Genomic DNA, 16,718 nt, shown 5'->3' on the forward strand with positions numbered 1-16,718 from the left:
AAAAGCAGCCGATCACCTGGATCTGCTGCTTTCTTTTTGTTTATCTGCTTTATCGCTATAGAGAGCAGCGTCAATCCCATGAATAGATAACAGACTATAGGATACAGCGGGGCCTATCCCACCCTTACCATATTCAGGGCCGTTTATAATAGCGAGGTTACGAACTTCACTTCCGGAAAGCGGCTATCCGGTCCTTTCATTAAGAGTCCGCCTTGGTTTTTCAGATACCTATCGAAGAAGTCCAGCATGTAGGCATTGATAACGGCGTCCGCTCTTTCGGGCGCAATTTCTCCTGTAATACCCAGCCCTTTGAAAATCGGAGAAATGAACTGTACGTCGGTAAAATTCAAATGCTCCGTGTTTTCGATATAGAGGACTTGTCCCCCTTCGCCGGCCGTTTCGCGCATCCGTTCAAGCTCCAGCTTTTTATCTTCGGTTACTTGATTCTCCCACTCTCTTGTTGAGCCCATCCGGTTAAGCTCTGCATCCGTGTAGGCCCGGTTATCCAACACCATTTTTAATTTGCCGAAATAGCTTTCTGAGTTGATGAATAAAAACGGCTTTTGCAGACCCTCTCTGTCACGCAGCCGATAAAGTCCTCCATCAAGGTCTATTCCAACCGCGATTCGCGGATCATAAGCAGCATCATAGGCCGTTGCTCCGCCAATAGAATGACCGAACACCCCGACATGGACGAGATCAATTCTCCCTTTTAAAAGACTTGGAATCTTCCCCGACTGGATAAACTCGAATTGGTCCAGGACAAACTCCACATCGCGGGTTAAAACTTTTCCCAGCTTGTCGCGGATTTCTCTTCCTGTCCCGTAATCATGGCCGGACGAAAATAAGTCGTTGGTTCTGCTTGTTGTGATTCGGCCGTCCGGAAACTCGGTGGCAAATGTATTGTAGGTATGGTCGATCACTGCCACGATATATCCGTGACTCGCGAGATACTCGGCTTGAGACGTGTGAAGGAACCTGGATGAACCGTTGCCGGGATTCGCAAGGACCAGCGGGTATGAAGTTTGTGCCGGAGAGACCTCAGCCCCCGGATAAGCATGACTGGATACGTACTTCAGGTGTTGAAAAGTAAAGCCGGGAAGGCCATAATCTGAAGCCATATAACGTAAAACCCCGGTGTCGGGAACAAAGGGAGCGTACTTGCCGGTGTCAGTCTGAGCCGGATACCATACCTGAACCATCAACTCCCTTTTGCCTGTGGCGGTTTTACCAAATGTCTCCTCCCGGCTTGGATCGATGAAATGAAAGACTTGCGTACCTACCGTATGCTCGCCGCTTGGCGCCGGCAAGTCGAATACGGGAAACACATAGAGTAAGCCCCCCGTTGCGGTTAGGCCAAGTACGATAACAAGGCGGCCCAGCACCCTGCGGATTCGCGAGGCAGTCCGAACGACTTTTGGCGTTATGAGAACATCTCTAAGCGAAAGCATAAGCATCAGAATCGTAAATCCGTATAAAAACAAAAGCTGAACCCTGTATCCTTCGACTAGCAAATGTATCACTAAAACAATGGAGCCTGCTCCGCTTGTCAGGAGCAAAGCTGATCTCCGCATACGTTGATTGAATATGAACACGAATGCCAACAAACAAACACTTGAAAAGAATAGCAGCATTTCAAAAAGCCTCACGCCAACTCCCCCTTAAAAAATAATCCTCTTAATAGATTAGTTTAGAGGAGCTGCCAGGTTGCTGCTATCGATCTCGATTACAAATGCCTTACACTCTTTGTAAGAATGCGTGATGCCTAGATAAACAATAACCCAATAATTAGTAAAAGAATATTATGATAACTATTCATCATCTGCCGGGGGTACTTTTTATGCAGCAACTTACCAACATTATGACTATGGTCCAACTGGAAATAATGTAAGTAAGTATTTTTCACAATCTAATCCATATGCTTCAGATTATAAAATGTATGTAAATTCTTTTTCGAGTTCCCTAAGTTCTTTAAAAGCCTTCCAGTATGCTGCCAAAGCTGCAGGAATTGCAGTTATTGTTTCTTTAGCAGCGATTCCAGGACTTATTGCTTCAGCTCCAGCCTTTGCCGCTACAGTGTGGGGAATTTACAATTCAAATAAAGATTGTGACTCCTCTATAAATAATGCTTATCAAACATTATCCGCTATGTAATTGGTCTAATACCAGGGAAGCGACAATGAAGGTGGTTCTTTAAATTTAGTTCCACTTTCATTGGATCTCTAATAGCTTTATCATTTCCTGTTTAGCATGCACCTGCACCACAAACCAGGGTGATAAACTAGCTAGTATTGTGACCTTACAACGTGCTGAGAGGAATTACCGGTGGAACAAACAGTCTTCTATGTAACTATTTTATGTGTTAATTCCTTTGGCCTGATCTATGTTATCTATAATTGGATCAGATATAGATTCACCGAAAGAAGGATATTAATTCATTCATGCTATTTTTGCTAAATTTTTTCACACCTATGCTCCCATGGGTAATTAAAATGGAAGAATTAAATATGAATCTGTTGCTTGTTTTTATTATTTTAAACTTCTCATTCTTTCTAATTAATCTCAAGGTAAACAAAAACTAATATAAAGTGGTTTCACGCCATTGCTCATGAGTTCGCCGGTGCATTTACCCTGTCAACGAATTGAGCTTTTTATTTTGTGCTAGAAAAATCAATTCTCCTATCAAAATGAGAATATGACGTTTTGAGATTAATATTGAAGGTAACACACTACTGTTCGTGCCAACCATCTATCCACCAGAAGTAACTCATGGGTTATTACTAGTTGTTGGTCTGTGTTCTATTCCACTATAATGCCCGTTAGCGTAACGAAGGCAGCTGATCATTAAAATTAAGCCTGCTGGCTGTCTGAGGAAAATCCTAATATAGGATATATAATTTTTCTGCAGTAAAAGCGACTTTTGTGCACTGTAATACTCATAGTACTCTCCATATAACAAAGGCATGGGATCCCTTATCCTATAAGGGATCCCATGCCTTTGTCCTGTCTCATTTTGATGCTATAAACGGTCTCATTTGTACTTAAAATCAGTCCCATTTTAGAGGTTACAACTCACATTAGGAAGCGTTTATTTGCGGTGCATCCCCCGCTGCCGCATCCCCTCAAACAACAAAATCGTCGCCGCCATCGCTGCATTCAGCGACTCGGCCCGGCCGGCCATCGGGATGATGATGCTCTTGTCGACGAGCGCCGCCGTCTGCGGGGAGATGCCCTTGCCTTCGCTGCCGATCAGCAGCCACTGGCTGCCGCGGAAGTCGTGCGTGTAGCAGGAGTCTTCCCCGGTCAGCGAGGTGCTGACCAGAAGGGCTCCGCGTTCGCGTGCCTGCGGCAGAACAACGCCCAGATCTCCCTCCACCACCGGGAGATGGAACATCGAGCCCATCGTGGAGCGGATGGTCTTGGGGTTATACAGGTCGGCGCAGCCCTGGCCGAGGATAACCCCGTCCGCGCCGGCGGCGTCCGCGCTGCGGATGATCGTGCCCACGTTGCCAGGGTCCTGGACGCCGTCAAGTACAACAACCAGACTGTCCGGCTTCGCCAGGATCGTCTCCACACCCTGCTGCTCCTTGCGGACAACCGCAAACACAGGCTGCGGGGTGTTCGTGCTGCTGCACTTGGCAATAACAGCGGCTGAGACGCCAATGACCTCCATGCCCTGCACGGCCTGCAGGTGATCCCGAAGCTCCGACGGCATTCCCTTGTCCAAATCGTAGGCGAGAATCTCCACATCGGCTTCCGCCAGCAGCGCCTCCTGCACCAGATGAATGCCCTCTACAATATATTTGCCGGTCTTATCGCGGTGCTTCTTCTCCTGCAGTCCGGCCCATTCCTTAACCCGCGTATTTTGCGGAGATAATATTTCCATAAGGTCTTGTCCTTTCATACTTCGTTAATGATACGCCATCTCCAGCTTGGTCAGGTTATCCTTATGCCCGACGATAACCAGCACATCGCCGTCCGCCAGCCGGTCCTCGGCTCGGGGAGTGATATTCATGTCATCGCCCCGGCGGATCGCCATGACATTACAGCCGTATTTGGCACGGATGTCCAGCTCCAGCAGGTTTTTACCGAGCATCTGCTTCGGCACCTTCATATCCAGGATACTGTAATCCGGAGACAGCTCGATATAGTCAAGAATGTTCGGCGAGGCCAGATGATGCGCCACCCTTAAGCCCATGTCCCGTTCGGGATAGATGATTTTGTCTGCGCCTATCTTGCTAAGCACCTTGCCGTGCAGCTCATTTCTGGCTTTGACCAGAATGGCCGGCACACCCAGATCCTTCAGGATCAGCGTGGTCAGGATGCTGGCCTGAATATCTTCGCCGATCGCTACAACCACAACGTCGAAGTTGCGGATACCCAGCGCGCGCAGCGCTTCCTCATCGGTGGAATCTGCGGATACGGCATGGGTTACAATACCGGATATCTCCTGGGTCCGCTGTTCGTCGGTATCGATAGCAAGCACATCGTACCCCATGCCGCTGAGCGCCTTGGCTACACTTGAGCCGAAGCGTCCCATCCCGATAATCGCGTATTGTTTTTTGGCCATGTCCGTGTACCTCCTGCAGCATTTTTCGTCTCACACAGTATAGCATACGGGCGGCCAAACTTGAATTTTCACTGCCGCCGCAGGGCACATTAGTACAGGGCATTTTGGAGAAGTCAGATTCTGTTCCGGATGCCTGTTCCACTTTTCCCCCAAACAATGAAAAAGGAGGTGCACCATGCCGGTAACCATCGATTTACGCCAGGCGATTCTTCATAAAGTGCACGGCCAGTCTGAGGAAAACCTGCGCTCCATGATCGAAGGCTCTGTAGACGGGCCGGAAGCAGCGCTTCCCGGACTAGGTGTTGTTTTTGAAATGGTCTGGAAAGACATCGGCAAGGCCAAGCAGGATCATGTCATCGGACTTCTGCACCGGCATCTGGAGGAGATCACCCCCGGATCGGTTACCACCGAGCAGAGCTAGACAGCCAAAAACCTCCGCATCCCGGCCGTGCAGCGCACAGTTAGAAGCGGAGGTTTTTATTTAATTTGCTATCCGTACAGCCTAATCAGGCTCATCTAGCCCATTCATGCTGTGTTTTAAGGAGCCGTCTCCAGGAACTTGGCAGTCGGATTCTTCTCCATAGCCGTACGCATCGCGTATTCATTTTCGAATAACACGACATAATTGCCCTTTTTGTCTGTTACCAGGGTAGAGTTAATCCGGAATTTGCTTGGGTCCGGCTTGTTCTCGTCGACAATCCAGCGTGCGAACTGGTAGCTCATCCGCTGCAGCTGCACATCCACGCCATATTCGCCCTTCATCCGGTATTCGAACACTTCGAACTGCAGCTGTCCGACTACGCCGAGCAGAATATCGTCAAAGTTGACCGTACGGAAGACCTGGATCATCCCTTCTTCCGTCAGCTGGTCAATCCCTTTTTGGAATTGCTTCGATTTGAGTGCATTTTTGATGCTTACTTTGGAGAAAATCTCCGGTGAGAACGTCGGCAGCTCATCGAACTCCATCTCACCCGCCTGGCTGAGTGTATCACCAATCCGGAAAATACCCGGGTCAAACAAACCGATAATATCGCCCGGATATGCCTCTTCGACAATATCACGGTCCTGTGCCAGGAACTGCTGCGGCTGGGACAGCTTAATATCTTTGCCTGCCCGGACATGCTTCACGCTCATGCCGCGCTCGAACTTGCCGGATACAATCCGCAGGAACGCGATGCGGTCACGGTGTGCCGGGTTCATGTTGGCCTGGATTTTGAAGACATAACCGGTGAATTTCTCATTAGTAGGCTCAATCGAACCAACAGTACTGCGGCGGGGCTCCGGTTTCGGCGCCAGTTCCAGGAAATTGTCGAGGAACGTCTGCACCCCGAAATTATTGATCGCACTGCCGAAGAAGACCGGAGTCAGCTCCCCGCGCAGTACTTTTTCATAATCAAAAGCGTCACCCGCCACATCCAGCAGCTCCAGATCCTGGCACAGCTGGTCATGCAGATATTCTCCGGCCATCTCGCGGATGATCGGATCGTGGTAGTCTTCCACCTTCTGGACTTTGATCACCGAATGATCGTCGCCCTGGAACAGCTCCACCTGATTCTTCATCCGGTCGTACACACCGCACAGCTCGCGGCCGCTGCCGATCGGCCAGTTCATCGGTACGGAGCGGATGCCCAGTACGTTCTCCAGCTCCTCCATCAGATCGAACGGGCTCTGGCCCTCACGGTCCAGCTTGTTGATGAAGGTAAAGATCGGGATACCGCGCTTGGCGCAGACCTGGAACAGCTTGATCGTCTGTGCCTCGACCCCTTTTGCCACGTCAATCAGCATGACTGCGCTGTCCGCAGCTGTCAGTGTACGGTAGGTGTCCTCACTGAAGTCCTGGTGACCTGGAGTATCCAGAATGTTCACCCGGTGGCCCAAGTAGTCAAACTGCATTACGGAAGACGTTACCGAGATTCCGCGCTGCTTCTCTATTTCCATCCAGTCACTTGTCGCATGTTTGCTTGCTTTGCGGGCTTTAACCGTTCCCGCCAGCCGGATCGCGCCGCCGAACAGCAGCAGCTTTTCCGTCAGTGTTGTTTTACCCGCATCCGGGTGGGAAATGATCGCAAACGTTCTCCGTTTGTCCACTTCCTGTTGCAGTTTGTGATCCGGTGCCTTATCCATTGCACATATCCCTTCATATATAAATTCATGCTTGATCGCCAATTGCTTTTTTCCGTTTCCAGAAAGCATCCTTTAAAGTATATCAAAATTCAGCAGACTTTATCTACAAAAAAGCGGCGGAAGTGAAACAAGTTGTACAAATTTGCCGTTTCCCGCATATCCCTTATGTGGCTGCCGTTTCTGCTTCTGTGCGGACCGAGTCTGCCACAACAGTCTTTCTGTTTAAAACGAGCAAAACGATCATGGACAAGACCAGGCTCAGCGCACCCATCATCCAGATAACAGTATAGCCCAGCTGTTCAGCAGCCAGACCAAGCAGCAGGGTAATAGCGAAGCCGGCGAGCGATTTGAGGGCGGATAACCCTGAGGTGAAGGTTGCTCTTTTGCCCCGGGGAATAAAATCCTGGACCCATGCACTGAATAAGGAGGACTCAAGGCCAAGCCCGAACTCATACAAGACCAGTCCCGCGATAAACACAGCCGGATGAGCAAATAGCCCTGCAAGCAGCAGCCCCGCAGCCGACAGCAGCAGACCGCCGGAAATGACCCGCACCGCCCGCACCTTCCGTTTCACCAGAAAAGAGCTGCAGAACGAAGACAGGCTGATCACAACCATGAACAAAACCAGCAATCCTCCTAAATAGCCCGCGGGCAGCCCAAGCTCATTCACACCATACACCTGCCAGCTCAGAAGGAAGGCAAGCAATGCGGCATGACTGAAGATGCTTTTGAACAGAATAAAGCGCATCAGCTTATTTCCGGCAAATTCTGCTGTGGTCACGTAGACCTCTTTAAAAACATTGTCCTGCGTCCGGACGCCGTAATTGTCGCTGAACCGCAGCCACGCGTAAAGACCAAGCCCCACTGCCGCTGCACCTGCTATGGCAACCGGGAGGTAGAGGTGGATATTACTGCTAAATGACGCCATAAGTGCCCCCACAACCGCAAAAGCAGACACATATCCGTTGAGGCGCGGCAATGCGATATTTTTATAATCCAGCATGCCCAGATCCTCAAGCTTATCCAGATACCAGGCCTGCGGCGAGCCGGAAATCAGCGCAACTCCCAGAGACATCACGACCGCAGAAACAATGAACGCCGCCAGATTACCGGCAAAAGCAAATACAGTCAATCCCGCACCCCATATTATAAAACCGATGGCCGTCAGCTTTTTCCTCCCGTAGAGGTCAGACAGATTACCGCTGGGATAATCAAATACCGCAAGGGACAGCGAAGACACTGCGAATACAATACTGATCTGCAGCGGATCAATCCCCCTCATGCTCATCAGCACAATATATACCGCCCCGTACAGTTTATCAGCCAGATTATAGCCGCATAGCAGGGTTCCCAGAAAAAAGCTGTACTGCTTATGAGCTTGCCGTGTCCTCTTCATCATCTAACGCCCCATTCCTGCCAAGGATGTTGTAGGCCTTCAGGCGGCTGATGCACTTTACCCGTGTTGTTTTTCTCTACATTAAAAGGAAGTATATAGCAAATTAACATATATGAAATCCTTTTTTTGTAACTTTCACTTAAAATACAAAAACAGCGCTCCCCCGCCACCGGGGAAACGCTGTTGTGTAATCTATAAAGCTGGTACTAGCTGTTCACACGCCATACCACATTATCTTCATCCTGTCCGTTCACCGGCCACCAGTGGAAGCCGTCCTGATCCAGCAGCTGATCTGCTTCTACCGGACCCCATGAGCCTGCAGGGTAGGATGCCAGATCATTGCTCTCTTCCTTCCACGCTGTGGCGATCCGGTCAACGAAGGACCAGGCCGACGATACTTCATCCCAACGGGTAAAATAGGTCGAATCGCCGCGTGCCGCATCATGCAGCAGACGCTCGTAAGCCTCCGGCGAGTTGATGCCGACCATGCAGCTCTGGCAGAAGTCCATGGCGAGCGGCTGAATTTCCGACTCCGAGCCCGGCTTCTTGGCGTTAATTTTCACATAGATGCCTTCCATCGGATTGACGCGGATAACGAGCAGGTTCGGCTCAAGCTTATGCTTTTGACCCAGGTATACATTGGTCGGCATGCCCTTGAACTCCACCACCACTTCCGTTGTCTTCACAGGCAGACGTTTGCCGGTACGGATGTAGAACGGAACGCCCGCCCAGCGGAAGTTGTCTACAAAGATACGCGCTGCAAAATACGTCTCGGTATTGGACTCAGGATCCACCTTATCCTCCTGGCGGTAAGCCGGCAGGCTCTTACCTTTGTAGAGGCCCTGAGTGTACTGCCCGCGCACTACATTCTCGCGCACTTCCTCCGAAGAAGAGTACGGACGCAGCGAACGGAGCACCTTCACCTTCTCGTCACGGATATCTTCGGCCAGCAGACGGCTTGGCGGCTCCATCGCAATCATCGTCAGCAGCTGCAAAATATGGTTCTGCCCCATATCGCGCAGTGCTCCGGCATGATCATAGTACCCGCCGCGCTCTTCTACCCCGACCGTTTCACCAAGGGTAATCTGAATGTTGGCAATATGCTTGTTGTTCCACAGCGGTTCAAAGAACGCATTGGCAAAACGGATAACCTCAATGTTCTGCACCATTTCCTTGCCCAGATAGTGGTCAATCCGGTAGATCTCTTCTTCCTTGAAGACCTGGCGGATCTGCTCATTCAGCTGCTCTGCGGACTCCAGATTGTAGCCGAACGGTTTCTCGATAACCAGACGGTTCCAGCCGGCACCCTGCAGCATTCCGCCCGCCTTGAGGTTGAACGAGACGCTGCCGAACAGCTCAGGAGCCAGAGCCAGGTAGAACATCCGGTTGCCCGGGATCTGGAACTTCTGCTCCAGCAGCTCTGTCTGCGCACTCAGCTCACGGAAGCCGTCCACATTGTTAATATCCAGTGATTTATATTCGAAATGCTGTACAAAATCATTCCATTCCGCAGCATCGGCTACCTGATAACGGCAGAATTCACGGATGGATTCCTTCACATCCTCCCGGAACTCCTCCTGGGTACGGGGACGCCGAGCCACGCCAATTACCGCAAAATCATGTGTCAGCTTGCCTTCGCGGTACAAGCTGTATATCGCAGGGAACAGCTTCCGCCGGGCCAGATCTCCGGTTGCCCCAAAAATAAAGAATACAGCACCGGGTGTATGCAGTTCATCAAGGGTTTGATTTTCAGCCATGGCTCCTCATCTCTCTGTATGTAATATAGTTAGTTGACAATCATTCTCAACGTGCCGTAGCACGGCGTGATGTCATTTTATCATATTCGCCGTAAGGATGCTATCACATTCCTGACAGTTTTTCTCGGGATTTCGTAATTTTCCATTAAACTTTCTTATCCTTTTTCATACCAAAGCTTATAGTCTGCGGCCGGGGCAATAGCTGCTGGCACACTTACATATTATACCTTCCGGCAAAAAGCTCCGCAAACGCGGAGCCCGGTTTTGCGGAGCTTTTTGTTAGGATATGCTGAATTACGGCTGATTATGACGAGGACTGTGCAAAGCTTCATTAATATTCAATCGTAATGAGCGGCAGCCCGATTGTCACGCGGTTACTCTTGTCATTGCTGTTGTGGTGTACAGCAGCCTGGAGAGCTATCCTGTTATCTCCGCTGTTCACGTATCTCTGTGCGCCTTGAATGCTGTAGGAACGACTGTATGTCGCATCATCTTCATAGCTTTCTGCTGCTTCTAATCCACCCAACCGCTCAGCAATTGCCCCCTCCGCTCGCTCAAGCGCCTCGCGGGGAGATTCATGCACCAATGATGTGCCCTGCAGTGAAGCATTCCATTCTGGAGTAATGCCGGCGGCCAGCATCTGTGCTCCTGCGTCTGCCGCTGCAGTCTGAACCGCTTCTGCCTGCAGCAGATCCTGCGTCTCCACTGTCACGATTACATAACTTACACCCTCACCCAGCTCACTCCAGAACAATGAAATCGTACTGGTTGAATCCAGCGCACGAGAGGCTCTATAAGTTACATGGCCGTCTTCTTCAGCGGTCATCAGCTTGCCGAGTCCGAGCTGGTCTGCCAGCCGGGCTGCCGATGCGGCAGAATCTGCGGCTCCGCTAGCAGACATGGCTTGGGCCGTATTAACGCCGACTGGATGATCTGCCGCGTTAGCGGCATCTGCATTCGTCATGGCTTGAGCTGCAGTTGTGCCTGCTGCGTGATCCACGGCGTTAGCGGTATCCGCATTCGTCATGGCTTGAGCTGCAGCAGTGGCTTCTGCTTGATCTCCAGCGTCAGTGGTATCCGCATTCTTCATAGCTTGAGCTGCAGCAGTGGCTTCTGCTTGATCTCCAGCGTCAGTGGTATCCGCAGTTTCACCGCTGTACTCGCCCTGCCATTTCACAACCAGCCGCAGCGGAGAACCACCGGCTGTTATCTCCCGGCCGGCCGTGGCCAGGAGATTCAGGGAGCGGGTCAGCTGCTCCGGGCTGGACGCAGAGAGCGCGGTGTCTGCTGCAGGTTCATCTGCAGCAGTACGGCCGGCTCCGCTTGCGAATCCGGCCAGCAGCAGCACCAGCAGGCTGAGACCAATCATGACCAGCGTTAGCTTCCCCATCCCTTGTTCATGTTTCCCCAGCCGCATTCCGCATCTCCCTCTCTCATCCGATCTATTAATCTACTAGAAAGGATAACCTGATTCGGGAGAAGATATACATGCATGCTAGAAACTCCGCTAAAGTCCAAAACTTACAGGGTATTAGGATTTAGTGTGCACACAACAGGCTCCGGACCTGAACTTGAACCTTGAGTATTGCAATATGCCTATTATCCGTCGCAAGAGGGAATACGCCTCAATGCACAAAAGCCAACATAGAGGGAATAATCCCTTTATGTTGGCTCTACTAACCTTCGATGAACTTATTAGAGGGAATAATCCCCTTAATTTGGCTTTTTACACCCGTTATCAGCGAAAATAGAGGGAATAATCCCCTTAATTCGGCTATTTCCAGCTTAGATAGGCTAATTTAGTGGGATAAATCCCTTTATACTACGAAAAGCAGCCTGGTTAGGCTGAAATCAAAGGCATTTTTGCCCTTCATTTCGCCCATTTAGCCACCACAGCCGAAATCAAAGGCATTTTTGCCCTTCATTTCACCCATAAGGCCATCGGAGCCGAAATCAGAGGCATTTTTGCCTTTGATTTCGCACATTCGGCCAATATAGCCGAATTCAGAGGCATTTTTGCCCTTCATTTCGTCCATTTAGCCACCACAGCCGAAATCAAAGGCATTTTTGCCCTTCATTTCGCCCATTTAGCCACCACAGCCGAAATCAAAGGCATTTTTGCCCTTCATTTCGCACATTTAGCCACCACAGCCGAAATCAAAGGCATTTTTGCCCTTCATTTCGCACATTCGGCCAATATAGCCGAATTCAGAGGCATTTCTGCCCTTCATTTCGCCCATTTAGCCACCACAGCCGAAAGGGGTGAGGTTAGCCTATAGTTGCCAGCCAAAGTTACTCCGCCAGCCCGTTCTTGTACGCATAAATAGCCGCCTGGGTCCGGTCCTCGACGCCCAGCTTGGCTAGAATGTTGGTAACGTGGAACTTTACCGTCTTGATCCCGATGATCAGCTGGTCGGCAATATCCTGGTTGGATTTGCCCTGGGCCAGCAGCTTCAATACTTCCATCTCACGTTCGGTAAGCTCCTTGTAAGCCGGGGCCTCCGCTTTGGCATTGTTGCGGAAGCGGTTCATCATTTTGGATGCAACCTGGGACTCCAGCACGGATTGCCCTCTGGCTGCAGCACGGATAGCATCCGCTACTTCGCTTGCCCGCGAGGTCTTCAGCAGATAGCTGAACGCTCCGGCTTCAATGACAGGATACATTTTCTCATCGTCCAGATAGCTTGTCAGCACAATAACCTTGCAGTCCGGATACAGCTTGAGCAGCCGTTTGGTTGTCTCAATGCCGTCCATACCCTCCATTACCAGATCCATCAGCACTACATCCGGATTGTACTCCTGGGCCAGCCGGATGCCCTCCTCACCGCTGCCGGCTTCACCGACCACCTCAATACCGTCTTCAGTACCGAGCACTGCGGCAAGTCCGATCCGCACCATTTCATGATCATCCACCAGCAGAACCTTGATTTCTTCTGTTTCCATGGTTGCCCTTGCCTCCTTATTCATTGACCAGCGGTACAGTAATTTCGATCCGCATCCCTTTGCCTGGCGCCGTAATAAACTGTATGGAGCCGCCGGTTTCTGCAATCCGCTCCTGCATATTGGACAGACCGTATGAAGTCAGCTTGCTGTCATCAATCTCAAAGCCGATGCCATCGTCCCTGAGCGTCAGTCTTACAGAGTCACCGCGCCGGTGCAGCCGGATTTCCATCTTCTCTGCCTTGGCGTGGCGGAGGGTGTTCGAGATGGCCTCCTGTACAATGCGGAAGAGGTGATTCTCCACCCCTTTCAGCAGCTGTACATCCGGGTCCATCTCAAAAATAATCTCCATCGGCACTTTGATCTGCAGCTCTTTGATCAGCTCCTGCAGCCCCTGCTCAAGTCCCTTGCCGTCCAGGTATACCGGCCGCAAATGCAGCAGCAGCGCGCGCATCTCCGACTGGGCTACCGCAGCCATCTCCTCAATCAGGGCAATCTGCCGCTGGGCCTTGTCAAAATCCTTCTCCAGCGTCCGGCCCACAGCCGTCGCCGTCATCGAGATGGCGAACAGCTGCTGGGACACCGCATCATGCAGTTCGCGGGCCAGGCGCTGCCGTTCCTCGATGATCGCCGACACCCGCGCCTGCTCGGCCAGCTTCGCATTGTTGGTCGACAGCCGCTGAAGGGTGTTCACCTGGTTCTCCCACTTGCCGCTGATCCGGCCAAGCTGCTCGCCCAGCCGGCCCAGCTCATCGCTGCCGAGCACCGGCATTGCCGGGGTAAGGTTGCCTTTTTCCCAGGCGACCAAAGTTCCCCGCAGCCGCTCCAGCCTGCGCTTGAAGCGGAAGCTCTGAAAGAAGCCAAAGCCGACTCCGAAGACCACCGGCAGCAGGATGAGCGTCACCGCCGTGCGGATTCCAATCTCCCAATTCTCGAAAGGCTTCAAATAACCATATGTATACATAATGTACAAGAAAACCAGCAGCATGACAAAGGAGAATAAAGCTCCTTCACCCATGCTGCGCGTCACCATGCTGCTGTTCTTTTTATCCACGTGCAGGAGCCTCCCTCTCTCAATACAAACCACACAGCGGTCAGGATTTGGTTAGATCCAGATCCCCCATCAGATAGGAAATGCTGAACTTCACCTTATTAGAGCAGGTATCATAGTTGGCAGACTTCCAGTTCAGCCGGTTCATCATCCCCGTATCGCGGTGGCTGCCGAACTCGATCGAGCCGAACAGCACAAAGGCTTCAATCTCTACGCCATAGTCATCGGACAGGTGGATATCCATATCCCCGAATATCCCCTGAAATAGCATGATGGTTTCCTTATCCTCAGCGATTGCCAGTGAAAGATCCACATCTCCCTCCCCAAGGACATGCCACGCACTCAGGCTCCGCATCACCCAGGGCGACAAATCCCAGTCAAAACGGGAGGAGAAGCTCTGCTTCTGCATGAACGCTTTGCCCTGCTGCAGCCGTTTCGATTTGACATAGAACACGCCGAGCGATATCAGGCAGATGCCCAGCACCAGCAGCAGATGATCCAGCAGCAGCAGTACTGCGCCAATTCCCAGCAGCTTGTAGCCCTGCTTGACTTTGCCTGAGGTTGTGCGGTATATCCCGAGCAGCAGGAACAGGAGCGCGACAACGGAGAAAAATCCGATCCATTTGCCAAATATCATCAAGCAGCCCACGCCAATCAGTCCGATGGCAATCAAACGGTTCCGTTTATCCATAGCGCACCTCCTAAAAGTTTTGCGAAGCAAAACTAACTTCGTAAGCATTTGCTAAGTTTTGCGGAGCAAAACTGTCTTCGTAAACCTAAACTATATAACATAAGAGAGGAATCAGGTCCCTCTGCTTTATATTCAACGTTAAAATACCTGTAATCCGCCAATAATGATTCGGTATACCGTATCCCGCTACAAAAGCCATACCGGTATGGTGACCCATACCGTATGGCTTTTACCTTGTTCAGCATATCATATCCGCCTGCTTTTTAGGAACAGGGATTAATCTTCTTTTTTGTCCAGGGACGGTGAAGATGGAGGATTCAATTTGTTCTTCAGAGCGGCAAGCTGCTCTTCCACTTTGAGCTGTTTCTCGGCGTCAACCGGTTTGTTGTACAAGCCGGAGGATGGGCTGTAAGGGGCACGCATAACATCGGCTTCAGCTTCAAGCTGCATGATCTTTTCTTCCATACGGTGGAAGCCGAGGGACGCGCTGCCGCTTTCGATGGAATGCACGCTGCTGATCTGCGACATCTGCTTCTTGGCCTTAGCCATCTGTGCACGGGATACCAGCTCGTTGCGCTTGTTGCGCAGCTTGTAGAACTCATCCTTCATGTCATGCAGCTGCTGTACCAGTTCTTTGGCCTGCACTTCTGCCTGGGCGTGAAGATCGCCATATTCAGTTTGCTTCTGGTCGAAGTAGATTTTCTCTTCCAGCAGCTTGCGGGCAACCTCTTCCTGTCCGTTCTTCAGAGCCAGCTCAGCCTGGGCTGCGCGTTGTCCGGACATTTTGGCGGCTTCCTCAACACGCTGCTTCATGCGGCGCTCGTTGGCCATCTGCTTGGCAACAGTAACCTCTGCTTCGTGAATTTCAGCCTCCATATCGCGCAGGTACTGGTTCAGCATTACGATCGGGTCCTCTACTTTATCCAGCAAGTCGTTTACCGACGCTTTCGTCATATCCTTAATCCGTTGAAATACTCCCATGTTTTACACTTCTCCCTTCTCGTATTTAGCAAGTTTTTGTTTGAGCTCTTCGACTTCTTTCTGCAGTGCCTTCTTCTCGATATCCTTCATCATCGCATCCAGACCTGAATCCTGGCCGGGATAACTATTAGCTTTGTTATATCCCGGGTTCGGGTTGTAGCCGGGCTGTCCGCCAGGTCCGCCGTAGCCGCCCTGTGCATGCGGGCCCTGCGGTCCGCTTCCATATCCGGGGCCGCCGTAATGGCCGCCATAAGGTCCGCCGGGTGCCCCCGGTCCGGGACCGAACGGATTATACTGCGTCGGCTCCTTCGGAATGATCAGTGCTGCAATGAAATATACAAGTATGGTTGCGCCTCCGGTAAAGGGAATGCTGACGAGCAGCAGAATCCGGAACAGGGTAGAATCAATGCCGAGTGTCTCGGACAATCCTCCAGCCAGCCCTGTCATTACCTTGTCGCGGGTTGAACGATACAACCGGGTCATAGCACTACTCCTTTCCGCCATTGTTAAGCTTCTCCTTGAGCTTAGCCATTTCTCTTTCCAATACAGTTGCTACGGTCTCGCCGGCCTGCACTGCGTATTCCTGGCCCATGCGGCGCAGGTCCCGCAGGCTCTTGGCCTCCAGCTCCCAATCGTTCATCCGGTCTTCAAGCCGTCCGAACATCTTGGGAACATCGCTGCCGTTACCGTATGCAGCCGCCCGCTGGTTCATGCGCTGCTGCAGTCTCAGCGACTCCATGCGTGCCGCATAGTACTGACGCTTGTTATACACCGTCTGGTATTCAACCTTCAGTTCATTCAGCTGGCTCTCCAGCTCATACAGCGATCCCTGGCTCTGTTCCAGCAGCCCGCTGTACTGCTCCAGTTTTTCCTCGTGGATGATTTTCTCCTGCAAAGCCATCTTTGCCAGATTGTCTTCACCGGCCTTGAGCGCCAGCAGCGCCTGCTCCTCACGTTTGTTTCTCATGGCCGTTGCCTGATTCACCTGCACCTGCAGCTGCTTGGTATGGGCAGCATATTGCTGGTACAGCCGTTCTGCTTCAGCGATCTCCTCACGGGTCGAATGCAAGAACTGATCGATCAGCTTCACCGGGTCCTGGCTTTGTTCAAGTCGTTCATTTAGATTAGCTACGGTAATATCCCTCATGCGGCGAAAAACACTCATGATTTCCTGTTCCCTCCCTGCTTCTTATTAAGTAATCTTGTTC

The 16,718-nt window shown here is 51.3% G+C and carries 16 protein-coding genes; 2 read left to right on the plus strand and 14 right to left on the minus strand.

Features of this window, described 5'->3' with window-relative positions; all coding sequences use genetic code 11:
• Window positions 1–143 precede the first annotated feature (143 nt).
• Window positions 144–1,649, minus strand: coding sequence for an alpha/beta hydrolase family protein (locus AC4G46_RS27555; RefSeq protein ID WP_491125508.1), 1,506 nt, complete (start codon window positions 1,647–1,649; stop codon window positions 144–146).
• 286 nt (window positions 1,650–1,935) lie between these two features.
• Here AC4G46_RS27555 and AC4G46_RS27560 point away from each other — a divergent pair, with 286 nt between their 5' ends.
• Window positions 1,936–2,154 carry a hypothetical protein gene (locus tag AC4G46_RS27560; protein WP_491125509.1) on the plus strand — a complete coding sequence of 73 codons (219 nt, stop codon included), beginning with the start codon at window positions 1,936–1,938 and terminating at the stop codon, window positions 2,152–2,154.
• A 934-nt stretch (window positions 2,155–3,088) separates the two neighbouring features.
• Here the strand turns inward: AC4G46_RS27560 and AC4G46_RS27565 are convergent.
• Together AC4G46_RS27565 and AC4G46_RS27570 are read right to left on the minus strand one after the other, a co-directional pair.
• Window positions 3,089–3,886, minus strand: coding sequence for a TrmH family RNA methyltransferase (locus tag AC4G46_RS27565; RefSeq protein WP_491125510.1), 798 nt, complete (start codon window positions 3,884–3,886; stop codon window positions 3,089–3,091).
• A 24-nt stretch (window positions 3,887–3,910) separates the two neighbouring features.
• On the minus strand, window positions 3,911–4,570 hold the full coding sequence (locus AC4G46_RS27570) for a potassium channel family protein (RefSeq protein ID WP_068725719.1): 660 nt from the start codon (window positions 4,568–4,570) through the stop codon (window positions 3,911–3,913).
• 175 nt (window positions 4,571–4,745) lie between these two features.
• On the opposite strand from AC4G46_RS27570, the gene sspI reads away from it, so the two are divergent.
• Window positions 4,746–4,991, plus strand: a complete 246-nt coding sequence (sspI, locus tag AC4G46_RS27575; protein ID WP_491125511.1) for a small acid-soluble spore protein SspI — start codon at window positions 4,746–4,748, stop codon at window positions 4,989–4,991.
• 116 nt (window positions 4,992–5,107) lie between these two features.
• Here the strand turns inward: sspI and AC4G46_RS27580 are convergent, their stop codons facing one another.
• From AC4G46_RS27580 to AC4G46_RS27630, 11 genes are all read right to left on the minus strand, one after another.
• Window positions 5,108–6,694 (minus strand): peptide chain release factor 3, encoded by a 1,587-nt coding sequence (locus tag AC4G46_RS27580; RefSeq protein WP_491125512.1) that lies wholly within the window; start codon window positions 6,692–6,694, stop codon window positions 5,108–5,110.
• Window positions 6,695–6,857: 163 nt separating this feature from the next.
• Complete coding sequence (locus tag AC4G46_RS27585) at window positions 6,858–8,093, minus strand: MFS transporter (protein WP_491125513.1); 1,236 nt, start codon at window positions 8,091–8,093, stop codon at window positions 6,858–6,860.
• Between the two features lie 203 nt (window positions 8,094–8,296).
• The gene (gene zwf / locus AC4G46_RS27590; RefSeq protein ID WP_491125514.1) at window positions 8,297–9,847 is read right to left on the minus strand and encodes a glucose-6-phosphate dehydrogenase; all 1,551 of its coding nucleotides are present in this window, start codon (window positions 9,845–9,847) and stop codon (window positions 8,297–8,299) included.
• 331 nt (window positions 9,848–10,178) lie between these two features.
• Window positions 10,179–11,264 carry a YwmB family TATA-box binding protein gene (locus AC4G46_RS27595; RefSeq protein ID WP_491125515.1) on the minus strand — a complete coding sequence of 362 codons (1,086 nt, stop codon included), beginning with the start codon at window positions 11,262–11,264 and terminating at the stop codon, window positions 10,179–10,181.
• 466 nt (window positions 11,265–11,730) lie between these two features.
• Window positions 11,731–11,883, minus strand: coding sequence for a hypothetical protein (locus AC4G46_RS27600; RefSeq protein WP_491125516.1), 153 nt, complete (start codon window positions 11,881–11,883; stop codon window positions 11,731–11,733).
• Window positions 11,884–12,139: 256 nt separating this feature from the next.
• A complete protein-coding gene (locus AC4G46_RS27605) occupies window positions 12,140–12,790 on the minus strand; it encodes a response regulator (RefSeq protein ID WP_068725710.1) in 651 nt (216 codons plus the stop codon).
• Window positions 12,791–12,806: 16 nt separating this feature from the next.
• Complete coding sequence (locus AC4G46_RS27610) at window positions 12,807–13,820, minus strand: sensor histidine kinase (RefSeq protein ID WP_491128991.1); 1,014 nt, start codon at window positions 13,818–13,820, stop codon at window positions 12,807–12,809.
• A gap of 61 nt (window positions 13,821–13,881) precedes the next feature.
• Complete coding sequence (gene liaF / locus AC4G46_RS27615) at window positions 13,882–14,529, minus strand: cell wall-active antibiotics response protein LiaF (protein WP_491125517.1); 648 nt, start codon at window positions 14,527–14,529, stop codon at window positions 13,882–13,884.
• A gap of 276 nt (window positions 14,530–14,805) precedes the next feature.
• Window positions 14,806–15,510 (minus strand): PspA/IM30 family protein, encoded by a 705-nt coding sequence (locus tag AC4G46_RS27620; RefSeq protein ID WP_491125518.1) that lies wholly within the window; start codon window positions 15,508–15,510, stop codon window positions 14,806–14,808.
• A gap of 3 nt (window positions 15,511–15,513) precedes the next feature.
• Window positions 15,514–15,993, minus strand: a complete 480-nt coding sequence (locus AC4G46_RS27625) for a PspC domain-containing protein (protein WP_221803560.1) — start codon at window positions 15,991–15,993, stop codon at window positions 15,514–15,516.
• A gap of 4 nt (window positions 15,994–15,997) precedes the next feature.
• A complete protein-coding gene (locus tag AC4G46_RS27630) occupies window positions 15,998–16,675 on the minus strand; it encodes a PspA/IM30 family protein (protein ID WP_068725703.1) in 678 nt (225 codons plus the stop codon).
• Between the last annotated feature and the right edge of the window lie 43 nt (window positions 16,676–16,718).

The organism is Paenibacillus sp. fava2, assembly GCF_058313675.1.

Bases quoted from the DNA above. Each gene is read 5' to 3' on its own strand.
- AC4G46_RS27605 (WP_068725710.1), bottom strand. From the start codon at position 12,790: ATGGAAACAGAAGAAATCAAGGTTCTGCTGGTGGATGATCATGAAATG.
- AC4G46_RS27600 (WP_491125516.1), bottom strand. From the start codon at position 11,883: ATGGACGAAATGAAGGGCAAAAATGCCTCTGAATTCGGCTATATTGGC.
- AC4G46_RS27625 (WP_221803560.1), bottom strand. From the start codon at position 15,993: ATGACCCGGTTGTATCGTTCAACCCGCGACAAGGTAATGACAGGGCTG.
- AC4G46_RS27630 (WP_068725703.1), bottom strand. From the start codon at position 16,675: ATGAGTGTTTTTCGCCGCATGAGGGATATTACCGTAGCTAATCTAAAT.
- AC4G46_RS27595 (WP_491125515.1), bottom strand. From the start codon at position 11,264: ATGCGGCTGGGGAAACATGAACAAGGGATGGGGAAGCTAACGCTGGTC.
- AC4G46_RS27565 (WP_491125510.1), bottom strand. From the start codon at position 3,886: ATGGAAATATTATCTCCGCAAAATACGCGGGTTAAGGAATGGGCCGGA.
- AC4G46_RS27560 (WP_491125509.1), top strand. From the start codon at position 1,936: ATGTATGTAAATTCTTTTTCGAGTTCCCTAAGTTCTTTAAAAGCCTTC.
- AC4G46_RS27580 (WP_491125512.1), bottom strand. From the start codon at position 6,694: ATGGATAAGGCACCGGATCACAAACTGCAACAGGAAGTGGACAAACGG.
- AC4G46_RS27585 (WP_491125513.1), bottom strand. From the start codon at position 8,093: ATGATGAAGAGGACACGGCAAGCTCATAAGCAGTACAGCTTTTTTCTG.
- sspI (WP_491125511.1), top strand. From the start codon at position 4,746: ATGCCGGTAACCATCGATTTACGCCAGGCGATTCTTCATAAAGTGCAC.
- AC4G46_RS27570 (WP_068725719.1), bottom strand. From the start codon at position 4,570: ATGGCCAAAAAACAATACGCGATTATCGGGATGGGACGCTTCGGCTCA.
- AC4G46_RS27620 (WP_491125518.1), bottom strand. From the start codon at position 15,510: ATGGGAGTATTTCAACGGATTAAGGATATGACGAAAGCGTCGGTAAAC.
- liaF (WP_491125517.1), bottom strand. From the start codon at position 14,529: ATGGATAAACGGAACCGTTTGATTGCCATCGGACTGATTGGCGTGGGC.
- AC4G46_RS27610 (WP_491128991.1), bottom strand. From the start codon at position 13,820: ATGGTGACGCGCAGCATGGGTGAAGGAGCTTTATTCTCCTTTGTCATG.
- zwf (WP_491125514.1), bottom strand. From the start codon at position 9,847: ATGGCTGAAAATCAAACCCTTGATGAACTGCATACACCCGGTGCTGTA.